Raw genomic sequence first — 15,336 nt, forward strand, 5'->3', positions numbered from 1 at the left:
CACTGGTGGGGGAATCCCCCGGATGGCTTCCGGATCGCTCCGGAGTCTGCCTCATATTTGATCTTGCGATGCAACAATGGCGAGCCGGGACAAGAACGCAAACACAACAACGATCTGGCTTGGTTCATTTCGCGCCACTGGCGCTCGCTGGCAGTCAAATCTTTGTCATAGTGTTGCGACGCAGCGAAGATGGTTGGCACAGCAGCGTCCCTTACAGAAGGACGCATCCGCCCTGGAGGAGGCAAAGCCGGTCGATCGAGCTCAGCTAACCGACGACTTTGTTCCAGGGATTTGAAACATGAACCAATCAAATGCACTCACTCGGCGGCTGACTCTGTGCTTTCTGGCATCAGGAATTGCCAGCTCCCAGGTCGCTCTTGCCCAAACAGTTGAGGACACCGATGACCGCCGGCTGGCGCCCGTCATCATCACTACGCAGAAGACGGAAGAGAATCTGCAATCTGCGCCGCTGGCAGTGACCGCGTTTTCGGGCGCGGAATTGGAAAGCCGTGGCATTGTGGACCTGAAAGGCATCACCGAGCGCAGCCCGGGCTTCACCATGGGTGAATTCAACCCCGGTCAGACACAGCTCTACATTCGGGGTATTGGCTCCAACGAAGACGCGGCGGGGGGCGACCAATCCGTCGTCGTGTTCCTTGACGAAGCCTATATCGGCCGTTCTGCAGGCCAGGATCTCGATCTTTTCGATATCGAGCGCGTGGAGGTGTTGCGCGGCCCGCAAGGCACCCTGTTTGGCCGGAACGTTGTGGGCGGGGTTGTAAACGTCATTACCAAGAAGCCCCACGACACCTTTGAAGCCGCAGTTGAAGGCACCGTCGGCACATACAACCTGCAGACATTGCGTGGGAAAGTGAACATTCCACTGAGCGATACGGTGTTCACGAAGTTCTCCTTCTCGAAACGAGATCGGGACGGGTACATCAAGAACCGGATTTACGACATCGTGCCGGAGATCACCGGCCTGGATGTGCCGCGCAACCTTCGCAATATCGACAAGTTCAACGCCCGTGCCGGGCTGAGATGGCTTGCTGCCGACAATGTCGATGTCAACATCACGGCGAGCTACAGCACGGTGGATGAGCAGGCAGCAAACGGTCATTCCGTGGACGGGACACCGGCGACGCCTTTGGCACTCTCCCAGCTCATTCCCGGCTATGAGGATTCCTACCGCTATGTGGCGGTGACCGACGCGGGCGTGTTCGAAAATGAAGTTTACGGCCTGGTTGCGAATGTCGAATGGAGCATCTCTGACACGCTCACCTTCAATTCCATCACAAGCTACCGGGATGTATCTGCAGACCATGTTCCGGGGAACATCATCGCAAGCCAGGCCGACATCGACTATGCCATGCGCACTATTGCCTTGGGGCAACTGGCGATCACGGGTGCCAACTACTACACCGACGCTTCCGAGACGCTGACCCAGGAACTGCGCCTCGGATATGCGGGCGACAGGATTAACGCAGTTGGCGGACTATACTATCTGGAAGAAGACGCGCGGCGGAATGAGTGCATGTCACTTTCGGTATTTCCTCTGCCGACATTGCCATCCTATCAGACCAATCCGAACAACCTTTCCGGATGCGACAACGCGAAAAACCTGACGACAAGCGCCGCTGTATTCGGGCAGGTGACCTATAATTTCACTGACCGGGTCTCCGTCGTTGCGGGGGGGCGTTACACCGCCGATGAGAAACACAACCGGCAGATAGGCAATGCCTCTCCGGCGGCCAGCGGGCCGACGGAGAACTTCAACACGGATGTGACAGCCGACTGGGATGCCTTCACCGGAAAGATCGGCGTAAACTTTCAGGCGACGGATGACATTTTCCTGTATGGCGTGATCTCCGAAGGCTATAAATCCGGGGGCTTCGGGCCCGGCCTCTCGACGACCGCAAGCCAGGCGGCGACACCGTTTGACCCTGAGTTCGCGACCATGATGGAACTGGGGGCGAAATCGGAATGGTTTAACAACAATCTCCGGCTGAACCTTGCCTATTCAGATACCGATTACGATGATCTCCAAATCCTTCAGCTCATGGTGCCGGCCGACGCGCCTGCGGGCACACCTGGTATCCTTCTTACGCAGAATGCGGCGTCAGCAAAGATCAAAGCCATTGAAGCAGAGTTCATCTGGGCAGTGACAAAAAACCTGACCCTTTCGGGCAACTACGCCCACCTGGATTCTGAATATACCGACTTCTTTGTCCCTGCTGGATACCGTCCGCCGTCAGACCTTCCAGTTGATACTTCCAGGAGCGGAAACCCACTCCGCAATGCTCCGGAGAATGCCTATAACCTCAACATCCGGTATACGATCGATCTGCCGGGTGGATCGGAACTTGCGCTGTTGGTCGACCATCGTCACAAGGACACCGCCTATCAGGATCCGGACGCCCTGGAGTTTGCAGCGGTTCCGGAACATGATCTGACCGATTTCAGCGCGACCTGGACCAATGCTATGCGGAATCTCGACGTCACGGTGTTTGGTACCAACGTGTTCGATGAGGATTATGCGATCCACAACTATCCCGTGTCGGGCAATGGCGTTGCTCTGGCGGGGGCACCGCAGATGTTTGGCCTCCGCGTGGGCTATCGCTTCGGAAGCTGAATTTCATACCTCAAGCGAATGCAAGATATTTCCCGGGCCTGATCTGTCAGGCCCGGGCTTCTTTTTTTGTTTCCGCCAGCGAGACGATCAGATTTTCAAGGGCAATTATCCCCGGCTCAATCAGGTTGTCCTGGATCACGGAGTATCCTAGGCGGAACCAACGGCACGGCGCTTCAGGATTGTCGAAATAGACCGATCCTGGCTCAATCAGTATACCGTGTTTCAGGGCCTCTCTGGAAAGCAAGTCGCAATCGACACCAGGCGGCCCCTCCACCCATACCGAGGAGCCACCGAATACCGTCTGATAACGGCAAGATTTCAGGTGTGTGTCCATGGCTGCATTCAGTATCTTCCAGCGCCGCTCGTGTGCCTTGCGCAGGCGAAGGGCCAATGCATCGTAATTCCCTTGTGCGAGGAAGAATGCGAGGGTGAGCTGAATATTGGTGGGCGGATGACGAAGCATAAGCCGCCGTAGTGCACGCATTTCGTCGATGAGGGGCTTGGGGGCGACCACGTATCCAATGCGCAGTCCCGGCGCGAGCGACTTTGAGAGACTCGCGAAATAGACGACGCGGCCTCCGGTATCCATAGATTTCAATGCGGGCAGAGAGCGTGCATCGAAATTTACATCACTGTCGTAGTCGTCTTCGAGGATGATGAAGTCTTCCATCTCCGCCATTTCGAGAAAGGCCTGCCGCCGTCTGAGCGACATGGTGACTGTTGTCGGGGCCTGATGGCTGGGGGTCACATAGATATAATCGCATTCAGCCACCCGACTGCTGAGGCACAGACCTTCCTGGTCTATTTCGAGGTGTTTGAGATGGTTCGAGCGCAGCGCAAAGATGTTGCGAGCGTCCGGGTAACCGGGGGACTCAAGGCCAACCACGGTTTGGCTATTGATGAGTGCCATGCCGAGCAGGAACAACGCATTTTGCGAGCCCAGCGTTACGAGAATCTCGTCCGCACCCGCAGAAATTCCGCGACGGGGGAGCAGCCTTTGACGGATCTGTTCGATGAGTTCGTCACAATCTTCAACGATGCTGTCACCAATCCAGTTGTTGATCGAAACGACCCCCAGAGAATCGCGTGAACAGTTCCTCCAGTCGGCGAGGGGAAACATGGCTGGATCAACCTGCCCGGAAATGAAGCAGTATTTGGCGTCCAGCCAGTTTTTCGGCTTTATGATGTTTCGTCTCGACTGGGCTGACGTGCCCAGCCGGTTAAGCCAGTCTATTTCAGAGCGCAGTTCCCTCGGCGCGGCACCATCAACAGGCGTCAACGCGCTCAATTGCTTACTATCGCGGCACACCGAAGTGTTAATGAAGTATCCGCTACGCTGGCGGGAAACAATGAGTCCGAGTTGCACGAGTTCCAGATAAGCCGCCGACACGGTAGCCCTGGCAATCCCAAGCTGGTCCGCCAACCTGCGGCTTGAGGGCAAAGGCAAATCCGCAGGATGCGTTCCATCCAGGATCACCGATACCAACATCCGCTGGAGCTGTTTGCCCAGCTTGTCCTGGGAGGCGCCAGAAAAATAAAACAACCTTTCAAACGAATGTTGCGGCATTGGCTTCCGTTCATTTCTAACCAACTTCATATTGGCCCAATAACGGGAAGCATTTTGAGAGAGACGCCCCGCCTGTGATGCGCATATCGGACGAAAGCCCGCAGAAGCAGCGGCTTGGTGACGGGATGCTGTAACTTTCAGCAAAGACGGCGGCACCCCGGCGGAACCTTCCAACCTTTCAAGAGGACGCCCGATCAAGGCGCTCACCTATCTGCTGGAACTGCAACGCGAGTGGGCCGCAGCGAGACTTAAGGTCTGACCACCGGCATCGCAAAGAACATGGGGGCGGTTACGGCCTCGGCATCATCTATGCGAGTGCGATGTTTGGTGGGCATGAGGGGTTACGTGATGAGCCGGCGTCAGACCCGCCGGTTGTCTTTTTTCCGTATCGGGATGAGGATATCTCACAAAGCAATTACACCGGAAGTGACGCCTGAGCGAGGGGCTTTCCGGTTTTCTCAGGAACATGGAGACAATCATGCTGGCAGGTAATCTCTGGCTCGCGGCGGGGGTACGGACACCTTTTGCGCGCGTGGACGGCCCGCTGTCCCACCTCAATGCCATTGAAATGTCCGTTCCCGTTGCAAAGGCCATGGCTGAGCGGTCATCGGGCCGGCCCGATCTTGCGATCTGGGGAACGGTGATCCCGAACCTGACCTGGAGCAACCTTGCCCGCGAGGTGTTATTGGATGCCGGATTGGACCCGACTATCCCGGCCTGGTCGACGGTCATGGCCTGTTCGACCAGCATGGCGGGCGTCTTCCAGGCGGCGGGCGTTCTGGATGGGCGGGGCCGGGATCTGGCGCTTGTCGGGGGCGCTGAGGCAATGAGCAAGGTGCAGATCGGCCTCAGCCAGGGCCTTTCCGATGGCATCCGCCAGCTGACGCAAGCGAAGACTTTTTCAGACCGGCTGAAGCGTCTGGGCGGGTTGAAGCCGATATCGTTGTTCATTCCCAGGGTCGTCAACCGGACGACAGGCATGAGCATGGGCGAACATACGGAGATAACCGCCAAGCAATGGCAGATTTCCCGTGAGGCCCAGGATCGCCATGCCCTGATGAGTCATCAGAGGGCCGTGCAGGCCTGGGACAAGGGATTCTTCGATGATCTTGTCATTCCCGTCGGCGCATTTGCGCGCGATGGTTTTCCGCGGGCGGATACCTCACTGGAGAAGCTCGCGCGGCTCGGGCCGGCATTCGACAAAACCAGCGGCCAGGGGACGCTGACGGCGGGCAACTCCTCACCCCTGACCGACGGGGCCGCAGCAATCTGGGTGGCGACCGATGCCGGCCTTGGCAGGCTCCCCGCCGCGACCCCAAGGGTAAAACTGGTTGATTACGAGGTAACGTCGATCGATCTGCACAATGAGGGTTTGCTGATGGCCCCGGCTTACGGAGTGCCACGTCTCCTTGCGCGCAACGGCCTCAAATACTCGGATATTGATCTCTGGGAAATCCATGAGGCGTTTGCCGCTCAGGTGCTGTTCCATATCAAGGCCTGGGAAGATGCAGCATTCCGGACGTCGAAAGCCGGAGTTGAGGCTGATCCGGGAGCCTTCCCTGTAGACCGCATGAACCCTACCGGCGGCAGCCTTGCGCTCGGCCATCCTTTTGGCGCGACGGGCGCGCGCATTCTCAGCCAGGCTGTCAAGGAGCTTGCCGGAATGGGCAAGGGCACACGCGCTATAGTCAGCATCTGCGCCGATGGCGGGCAGGGGACGATGGCCCTGCTTGAGGCAGGCTGATACGCCCGCTTACAGAAAACATGCGTCAAGGCTGAACCGCCACTCACCCGATCAGCACCGCCCCCGAAAATTTTAGATATAGCCCGGGAACCGGGAGCAGACTTCTGCGTTTAATCTCGCGTTTAATAAATATTTGCATGGGGTCATTTCAGATTTTTTCCTTACTTTTCAGGACCGTGCCGGCGAGTCTGGTGTGGCGGAAGGGGTGGATGGGCTGAGCCACCGGCAATTTAATCAGGATGGGCCGGTGCAGATTTTACCTGAAGACCGCAGACAATTTGGCGCTTTGGCGGGGATCTTCGCATGCCTTGCCGGTGTCTTCATTCTGGATCTGATGACCCCGCTGGGGTTCGCTGTATGGATTCTGTACCTCCTCCCACTGCTGCTCGCTTTTCGCGGCAATGAGCCCACGGCGCCCGTAGTTGTGGCCGCCATCGTGTGGGTCGCTCTGGCAACGGGTTATTATCTGGGCGCCGATGGCATCAATCCGGAGATTGCCGGGATAAACCGGCTCATGGCTGCCGTCATCGTGGCCGGCGTTGCGCTTGCCGGCAGGGCCTTGATACAGGGCCGCAACCGCTTGAGGGATGCCGACTGGGTGCAGAAGGGCGAAGTGGACATTGCCCGCGCCGTTCAGGGAGACCTGACGCCCCGCGCCCTCAGTAACCAGGCACTTGAAGTCCTCGGCGCGCGTCTGGGTGTCCGGGCGGCCGTCATCTATGAGTGCGGAGCGAGAGGCCTTGAGCGCGTGGCCGTCTGGGGCGCCAATGCCGATGCGCTGCCCGAAGTGGTCCGGCCGGGCACGGGACATCTCTGGCGTGCCGTCAGTGAAGAGCGGTTAATCGAGATCGAAGCGACCCCCGAAACGGCGCTTGGTTGGATGTCCGGACTGATGCAGGGCCGGGCCGCCTACAGCGCCCTGGTGCCCCTGCACGATGACAGCCAGATCAATGCGGTCCTTGAGCTCGGCATGGACAGAGCACTTACCGAGCGGGATCGCCGGATGCTGGAGCGTGTCGCCGAAAAGGTCGGTATTGCATTCCGGTCGGCGCTTTACCGGTCCCAGTTGCAGGAATTGTTGGAGGAAACCCGCCGCCAGTCCGAGGAGCTTCGCAGCCATGGCGAGGAACTCGCCGCGACCAATGAGGAGCTGGAAGAGCAGACCCAGGCGCTGAAGGAAAGCCAGCGTATGCTGGAGGAGCAGCAGTCCGAGCTGGAGGAGCAGAACGCCCAGCTGGAAAGCCAGACGCAGGAATTGGAAGAACAGCGCGATGCGCTGGTCCGCTCGCGCCAGGCGCTGGCCGAACAGTCGGAAACCTTGGCGCGCGAGAGCCGTTACAAGTCTGAATTCGTGGCGAACATGTCCCACGAACTGCGCACCCCGCTGAATGCCCTCCTGATCATGTCGCGTCTGCTCGCCGAAAATCGCGGTGGGACGCTGACCGAGGAACAGATCCGTTGGGCCCAGACAATCGAAAGCTCCGGAAAGGACCTTCTCGCCCTCATTAATGACATTCTGGATCTCTCGAAGATTGAAGCCGGCCGGATGGACCTCTCCCTCACCGAGGTCGATCCGCAAATGGTGGCAAGGAAACTGGTGCGCGGCTTTGAGGCGCAGGCGAGGTCAAAGGGGCTCAGTATTGCCGCGGAAGTCGCCGCCGATGTTGGTGTGCTGCATACGGATGAAATTCGACTGGAACAGGTGCTTCGTAACTTCCTGTCGAATGCCCTCAAATTCACCGAAAAGGGCAGGGTGACGCTCGCTGTGCGCGCCCAGGGCGGGGATATCGCCTTCTCGGTGAAAGATACCGGCATCGGTATCGCGCAGACACAGCAGGATACTATTTTTGAGGCTTTCCGTCAGGCTGATGGGACAATTTCCCGCCGCTACGGGGGCACCGGTCTGGGCCTGTCCATTTCCCGGGAACTTGCCGATCTGCTCGGCGGCAAGATTACGCTGGACAGCACGCCTGGCAAGGGCAGCACCTTTACCGTGACCGTCCCGCGGAACATGGCCGCTCAGGCCAGTGCGGCCCCCGAAGTAGTGCCGCCGCCGTTACGTGAGGGGATCGCGAATGGTCCGGCCAAGGAAATACCTGATGGCGGTGTCCCGTTGCATGCGCTTGCTGGGCTGGAGGATGACCGGGCACGCCTTGGCGAAGGTGACCGGGTCATGCTGGCGGTGGAGGACGATCCGGCCTTTGCGCGGGTCTTGTATGAACTGGCGCATGAGCTGAAATTCAAATGCATTTGCGTTGGCCGGGCAGATGATGCGATCCGGGCTGCGCGGAAATACCTGCCACAGGCTATTGTGCTGGATGTCGGCCTCCCTGACCATTCTGGCCTGACAGTTTTGGACCAGCTGAAGCGCGACCTGGCTACGCGGCACATCCCCGTTCACATGGTATCGGCCGACGACTACACCCATGAAGCGCTTTCGCAAGGCGCCATCAGCTATATGCTGAAACCCGTCCAGCGCGCAGATCTGTCCCAGGCGATGCAGAAGCTGGAGCGGCGCCTTGAGCAGAGAATGCGCAGTGTGCTGATCGTGGAAGATGATGAAATTCAACTTGAGGGGCTCCAGGCGCTGCTCGGCAATGACGGTGTTGAGACCGTGGGCGCGACAACGGCCGCAGAAGCCCTGACCGCGTTCCGTGAGCGCAATTTTGATTGCATCGTCCTCGACATGACGCTGCCAGATGCCACCGGGCTCGACCTGCTCGAAAAGCTGGCCAGCGATGATGATACGAGCTTTCCGCCCGTGATCATCTATACCGCCCGCACGCTCAGTGAGGCGGAGGAGCAGCGGCTGCGCCGATACTCCAAATCCATCATTATCAAGGGGGCAAAATCACCCGAACGCTTGATTGATGAAGTGACGCTGTTCCTGCATCAGGTGGTGTCGGATCTGCCGGCCAAGCAGAGGGAAATGCTGGCCGCCTCGCTCAACCGGGACGCGCTCCTGGAAGGGCGCCGCATCCTTGTCGTTGAGGACGATATTCGCAATGTTTATGCGCTTACCGGCATATTTGAGCCGCATGGAGCGACTGTCCAGATCGCACGCAATGGCCGCGAGGCGCTGGATGTCCTTGGGCGGATCGCTGATGGCGCGCAGCCACGGGTAGACCTCGTGCTGATGGATGTGATGATGCCGGAAATGGATGGCCTCACCGCCACCCGCGAAATCCGCAAGATTGACCGGTGGAAATCCCTGCCGATCATCATGCTGACGGCCAAGGCGATGGCCGACGACGAAAACCAATGCCTTGCCGCCGGCGCAAATGATTATCTGCCCAAGCCGGTGGATGTCGATAGGCTTCTCTCATTGACCCGTGTGTGGATGCCCCGATGACGACTGCGGCGATTACTTCCGCATCGGTGGAAATGGTCGAACTGGACCTGTTCCTCGAAGCTCTTTTCCGACGATACCATTACGACTTCAGGTCGTATTCGCGGGCCTCGTTGCAGCGCCGGGCGGAGGTCGCCTGTATGCGTCTCAATTGCGCAACCCTGTCCGACCTGCAGCGCCGTCTTTTGCATGAGCCTGAGGTGCTGCCGGAGGTGATAGACGCAATGACGGTTCAGGTTAGCGCCCTGTTCCGCGATCCTGAATTCTATCTGGCCCTGCGGCAGGGTGTGATCCCCTATCTGCGCACTTTTCCCTCGATCAAGGTATGGGTCGCGGGCTGCGCGGATGGGGAGGAGCTCTATTCGCTCGCCATCCTCTTTCGGGAAGAAGGCCTGTTCGAACGGACCGTGTTCTACGCCACGGAAATCAATCGCCGTGCGTTGGCGAAGGCGGAGACGGGTGTTTACGACATAAGCCGGATGACGGAGTTTTCCCAGAACTATCAGCAATCGGGCGGGCGCTCCTCACTGTCGGATTACTACACTGCCGGGTACGGCCGCGCTGTGTTCGACCGCACTTTGCGCAGCCGGACGGTTTTTACAGAGCATAATCTGGCGACGGATCAGGTTTTCTCGGAAGTCCATCTCGTATCCTGCCGGAATGTTCTCATCTATTTCGATAATGCGCTTCAGGAACGGGCGATTGGCCTGTTTGCAGAGTCTCTTGCGCGGGGGGGATTCCTTGGTCTCGGTGCGCATGAGACATTGAGATTTTCCGGCCACGCACAGGCCTTCATCCCATTTGACGAGACCCAGCGCATCTGGCGCCGCACTGCCGTTCAGGAGGTAAACCATGCCCGATAGAGCCATCCGCTTCCTGATCGTCGATGATATGACCGAGAATCTGATGGCGCTGGAAGCCCTGCTCCGCCGGGATGGGCTGGAGGTCCATCAGGCGCAGTCAGCTGCGGAGGCGCTGGAACTTCTGCATGTCAATGATTATGCCCTCGTGCTTCTCGACGTGCATATGCCGGAGACGGACGGTTATGAACTGGCAGAACTGATGCGCGGGGCAGAGCGGACGCGCCTTGTGCCGATCATTTTTGTGACTGCTGTGGAAAAGGACGAAACACGCCGTTTCAGAGGCTATGAGGCCGGCGCCGTCGATTTTATCTTCAAGCCGATTGATCCTGTTATTCTGAAGTCGAAGGCAGAAGTTTTCTTCCGAATTGGTCAACAGGCCCGCGATCTTGCAAAGCAGCGCGATGAAATGCGCGCCATCGCCCAGCACCGGGACCAGGCAATGGCCCGGCTGAAGGCGCATACGGATAATTCTCCGCTCGGCTTTGTCGAATTGGATGGCGGCCTGGTGATGCGAAGCTGGTCACAGGGCGCGGAACGGATATTCAGCCGGCTTGCGCGCGATATGCTTGGTCAGACCCTTGAGGCGAGCGGATGGCTTCCGGCCGAAGCCACGACAGTGTTGAAGGGGTGGGTCGATGAGCACAGCGACTCTGATCGCTCGCTGCGACATAGCCTCGAGGTGGTTGCGAGAACGGCTGATGGCCGTGAAGTGACCTGCGAGGTTTATGGATCTGTGCTGATTGAGGCGGATGGGCGCCATCGCTCGCTGAGCCTGCAAGTGCTCGATATCACCGCGCGGCGGCAGGCCGAGGAAGTACGCTCGCTGCTCATCGGCGAGCTTAATCACCGGATCAAGAATACCCTCGCCAATGTTCAGGCGATTGCGCGTCAGACGTTGCGCCAGTCCGCAGATCTTGCGGAGTTCGACCGCAGCTTTTCAGGGCGGCTCCAGGCCCTCGCGCGCGCGCACTCAATCTTGTCAGACGCAACCTGGTCGAGCGCGCCTCTGGATGATCTTATTGAAGACCATATCCGTGCTGGCACGCTCGCGGCTGACCGCCTGCGCCGCACGGGCCCGCGGGTCGAAATTTCTCCTGAAAATATGCTCCGTATGGCGCTCACTCTGCATGAGCTGACCACCAATGCGCAGAAATATGGTGCTCTCTCGGTGCCTGGCGGCGAGATTCATCTCGACTGGGCGCTGGAAGGAGAGGGGCTTGTGCTGCGGTGGCAGGAAAAGGGTGGCCCGCCCGTGACGGCGCCTGCCCGCACGGGGTTTGGTCTGACGTTGATTGCGTCCAGTGCCGGGGGCGAGGAAGGAACCGTTGCCGCCGAATGGAGCCGCGAAGGTGTCAAATGGACCATCCGTCTCCTGAGGGGTGTCTCACCCCTTAAGGGCTCCCCAGCGGCGGCCCGGCCTGATTCCGCCGTGGCCGTTGCCGCCGGGGCGGAGTTGGCCGGTCTCCACGTCCTAGTGGTCGAGGACGAGCCGCTGGTTGTGCTCGACCTGACACATGAAATTGAGGATGCGGGCGCGGAAGTGGTCGCTGTCGCAAGAACGCTTTCCGAGGCCCTTGATACCGCCAGTGGGGACGGAATAGATCTGGCTATCCTTGACGGTAATCTCCGCGGCGAGAAGGTGGACGCCGTCGCAGAACTGCTGGCAGGGCGCGATATCCCGTTCTGCTTTGTGTCCGGCTATGGCCCTGAGCATCTTCCGAGTGCCTTCCGCTCCGTTCCGGTCATACAGAAGCCATTTAGTTCAGCGGGTCTGCGCGCCGTCTTGCGCCGCTTGGCGAAGCCTCGGGAAGCTCAGGTGGCCTGATAGGCTTCCGGGACCTCGATCCATGGGCTGCTAGCGCGAGCGAAACCCGGATCAAGGTGACGGAAACTGAGGCGTGGAGGCTGTGTTTTCGTAAATCGGCTTCAACATAGACCCGCTTGATTTTCCTTACGGATACGTGGGTAATCAGATGGAGAAACCTGATACGTGCAGGTGCAGCCCTGTCGGCCAGACATCCGGGCGGCCCCTGTTCCTGTTGAACTGACGCCGGAGAAGGCATGACATCCGAAACTAAAAAGCCACCAAGACGGTCGAAGAAGGCCGAGCAAAGAGCAGAGATGACCGAACAGATTCTCGATGCTGCCGAGTATCTGTTTTCCATCCACGGTCTGCATGGTGTCACGCTTCGGGATGTCGCCAAACGTGTTGGCGTCCACCACAGCCTGCTGAACTATTACTTCACCGACAAGCGCGAGCTGTTTGACGAGGTATTCAAACGGCGCGCCGAAGTGACCCGGTCGCTGCGTATGAAGGCGCTGGACGAATATGAGGCCTCTTGTGGCGGAAAGCCGACTGTGGAGGGCGCGCTGCGGGCGTTCCTGGATACTGACCTGGATCTCTACATCCAGGGCGGGGAAGGCTGGCAGAACTTTGCCAGCCTTGGCGCTCAGGTGGCCAATACGCCGCTCGGCGCCGAACTGTTCGACGAACATTTCGACGAGTTGGTGCTGCGCCTGGTGGGCATTCTCAAGCAAGCGCTTCCGGAGTGCGATGATGTGGATATCTTCTGGGGCTATCACTTTGTCACCGGCGGATTGATGCTCACCCTGGCCCGGACCGGCCGGATTGACCGCTTGTCGGGCGGGCTGTGCAAGTCCGATGACTTCGCGGCAGTCAAAGAGCGGATGGCCCGTTTCATGGCGGCGGGCTTCATCGACATCTGCAGACAGTCGGCCGCTTCGCGCAGCTGACGGCGGTGTCGGAGCGCTCGCAAGATGAATGGTTGGACCGGCTTGAAAATAATATTCACTCACGGGTGAGTGAATATTGACAGTGCGCCCGGAATGGCGCACCAAACTCCCAAGCGCCCATCAACGAGGCGCCTCAGGGAGGATCATCATGAAGATCAGAATTCTCGCTTCCGCGAGCGCGGCGGCCGTTCTTTCCATGCTCGGAGGCGCAGGCGCCCAGGAAGCCGAGCAGGCACCCGTCCGGTCAGAAGAGCCGGAGGCGCAGCGTAGCCTCGACAAGGTGGTGGTTACGGCCACCCGGCGTGAGGAAAGCCTGCAGGACGTACCCCTCAGTGTGACCGCCTACCAACAGGAAGCGCTGACCGAGAAGGGGATTGTCAGCTATGATGGCCTTGCCCGCGAAACACCCGGCGTTGTGATCAACCAGCCGACCGCCAACTTCAACAACTTCACGACCCGTGGCATCGCCACCAATGGCTATGGCGCCAATCTCCAGGCGGCCACCGCCATCTATATTGATGAACTCCCGATTTCGTCGAACGGCAACTCGACCATCCTTGACCCCACACTCTACGATGTGGAGCGTGTGGAAATCCTGCGCGGTCCGCAGGGCACGCTGTTTGGCGCGAACTCGCTGTCCGGTGCTGTCCGCATCCTGACGAAAAAACCCAACACCAAAGAATTCGAAGCTTCCGCCCTGGTTGATTATGGCCTGACAGACGGCGACGCCTTCCGCCAGCGCTATAACGGCATGGTCAACATCCCGCTGGCTGAAGATAAGCTGGGCCTGCGCGTCGTTGGCTTCTACCGCGATGAGGAGGGCTGGGTCGATAATATCGGCACCGGAATCGAAGGCGCCAACTCGCTGACCTCCTATGGCGGCCGCGCCATCCTGCGCTGGGAACCGACCGACGCGCTCGATATGCAGCTGATGGTTATCCATGAAAACAGCCAGCCGGATGATTCCGGGCTGACCAATCCGAACCGCGGAGAGTTTGTCCGCCTGACGGACCAGCCGGACCTTTTCCAGTCTGATTTCACCACTTACAATTTCGCGCTCGACTATGATTTCGGCTTCGCCAACTTCACCAGTTCATCGACTTACTCGAACATCGACGGGAAATTCATCGTCGACCTGGCCGGCACGTTCGGCCAGCTGATTCCGTTCGCTCTGGATGCGGTCGGTTATGATGAGACGTTCGTGCAGGAGGTCCGCCTTGCTTCGGCAGATGGCGGCAACTGGGACTGGATCATTGGCGGCTTCTATTTCAACAAGCGCCGCGACATTACCTATGACTACCGCTCGTCTCAGGAATTCCTTGATACACGCGGTCTAACCGGCCTGCCGGATGAATACTACCTCCGCTTCACCAGCTATTTCGACCAGTTCGAAACAGCGGGCTTCGGCGAGCTCACCTACCGCTTCTCGGACCAGTTCTGGGTGACCGGCGGCGCGCGCTACACTACGACTTCCGTGCAGAGCTTCACCAATGAAGGCGGCTATAACAGCAACTATCTGGCGCTCGCCCTGGGCGGAGCCACCAATGTTCCGATCACGGTGTTTCCTGTCGCCGCGGTGGAAGGCCTGAAGGTCGAAGGTGACAAGCTCTCTTACAAGCTCAGTGCTTCCTACAAGCCTGTCGATAATGTCACGACCTATGCGTCCATCTCGACCGGCTTCCGCTCTCCGGTGGCCAACGCACGCGCCGGCGCTGTCAGTATCGTCGACCCGAGTGATCTGGTCATCCCGAATGGCGCAGACTCCGATTCGCTGACGAACTATGAAATCGGTGCGAAAGGCTACTGGCTGAACGGCAAGCTGGCGGCAAATGTCGCGGCCTACTACATCGACTGGCAGGACATCCAAGTTCAGGCAAACCGCCTGTCGGACCAGGTTCAGTTCGCCACCAATATCGGCGGCGCGGTCAGCAAGGGCCTTGAGTTTGAAATCGCTGCTTATCCGGCGCAGAATTTCAGCTTCTTCCTCAACGGATCGCTGAACGATTCCGAAGTCACCGACGTGACGCCGACAGAGGCTGCCATGTCGGGCGCCGAAGAAGGCATCTCGCTTTCCTTCCCGACCTTCCAGGGTTCCGCCACGGTCCGCTATGACTGGAGGATGGGGGGCGACACCGATGCGTTCGCTGCGGCAACTGCGGCTTATGTCGGCGATTTCCCGGGCATGTTCCCGAACGTGCCGGGCAACCCGAACGTTGTCGCGCCAACCTTCGACTATACGGATGCCTACACGGTCGTGAACCTTCAGGCCGGTATGTCGCGCGACCAGTGGAAAGCTGTAGCCTATATTGAGAACCTTCTGGACGACAGTTCCATCACCTATGTGCATCCGGAGGCGTTTCTCGATGGCCGTTATGCAAGGCTCCGTCCACGGACAGTTGGTGTCCGTCTGAGCTATGAGTTCTGAGC

Annotated in this window: 8 protein-coding genes; 7 read left to right on the forward strand and 1 reads right to left on the reverse strand. The window is 58.9% G+C overall.

The features are described 5' to 3' along the window. Positions 1-298 precede the first annotated feature (298 nt). The gene (locus ACQKI2_RS09205) at positions 299-2,632 is read left to right on the forward strand and encodes a TonB-dependent receptor (RefSeq protein ID WP_427379402.1); all 2,334 of its coding nucleotides are present in this window, start codon (positions 299-301) and stop codon (positions 2,630-2,632) included. A gap of 46 nt (positions 2,633-2,678) precedes the next feature. On the opposite strand, the gene ACQKI2_RS09210 is transcribed toward ACQKI2_RS09205, so the two are convergent. Then, positions 2,679-4,397 (reverse strand): PLP-dependent aminotransferase family protein, encoded by a 1,719-nt coding sequence (locus tag ACQKI2_RS09210; protein WP_427379403.1) that lies wholly within the window; start codon positions 4,395-4,397, stop codon positions 2,679-2,681. A gap of 280 nt (positions 4,398-4,677) precedes the next feature. Here ACQKI2_RS09210 and ACQKI2_RS09215 point away from each other — a divergent pair, with 280 nt between their 5' ends. The 6 genes from ACQKI2_RS09215 to ACQKI2_RS09240 all read left to right on the forward strand — a co-directional run bounded on the left by ACQKI2_RS09215 (position 4,678) and on the right by ACQKI2_RS09240 (position 15,334). Continuing rightward, on the forward strand, positions 4,678-5,943 hold the full coding sequence (locus ACQKI2_RS09215) for an acetyl-CoA C-acyltransferase (protein ID WP_427379404.1): 1,266 nt from the start codon (positions 4,678-4,680) through the stop codon (positions 5,941-5,943). A 334-nt stretch (positions 5,944-6,277) separates the two neighbouring features. Beyond that, the gene (locus ACQKI2_RS09220) at positions 6,278-9,295 is read left to right on the forward strand and encodes a response regulator (RefSeq protein WP_427379527.1); all 3,018 of its coding nucleotides are present in this window, start codon (positions 6,278-6,280) and stop codon (positions 9,293-9,295) included. Next, positions 9,292-10,155 carry a CheR family methyltransferase gene (locus ACQKI2_RS09225; RefSeq protein WP_427379405.1) on the forward strand — a complete coding sequence of 288 codons (864 nt, stop codon included), beginning with the start codon at positions 9,292-9,294 and terminating at the stop codon, positions 10,153-10,155. Before ACQKI2_RS09220 ends, ACQKI2_RS09225 begins: the two co-directional genes overlap by 4 nt. Then, positions 10,145-11,980: a response regulator gene (locus tag ACQKI2_RS09230; protein WP_427379406.1), complete on the forward strand. Its 1,836-nt coding sequence runs from the start codon at positions 10,145-10,147 to the stop codon at positions 11,978-11,980. Before ACQKI2_RS09225 ends, ACQKI2_RS09230 begins: the two co-directional genes overlap by 11 nt. Positions 11,981-12,276: 296 nt before the next feature. Next, positions 12,277-12,909: a TetR/AcrR family transcriptional regulator gene (locus ACQKI2_RS09235; RefSeq protein WP_427379407.1), complete on the forward strand. Its 633-nt coding sequence runs from the start codon at positions 12,277-12,279 to the stop codon at positions 12,907-12,909. 148 nt (positions 12,910-13,057) lie between these two features. Then, positions 13,058-15,334 carry a TonB-dependent receptor gene (locus tag ACQKI2_RS09240; protein ID WP_427379408.1) on the forward strand — a complete coding sequence of 759 codons (2,277 nt, stop codon included), beginning with the start codon at positions 13,058-13,060 and terminating at the stop codon, positions 15,332-15,334. The last annotated feature ends 2 nt before the right edge of the window (positions 15,335-15,336 follow it).

Source organism: Hyphomonas sp. NPDC076881 (assembly GCF_050269995.1).
GTDB lineage: Bacteria > Pseudomonadota > Alphaproteobacteria > Caulobacterales > Hyphomonadaceae > Hyphomonas.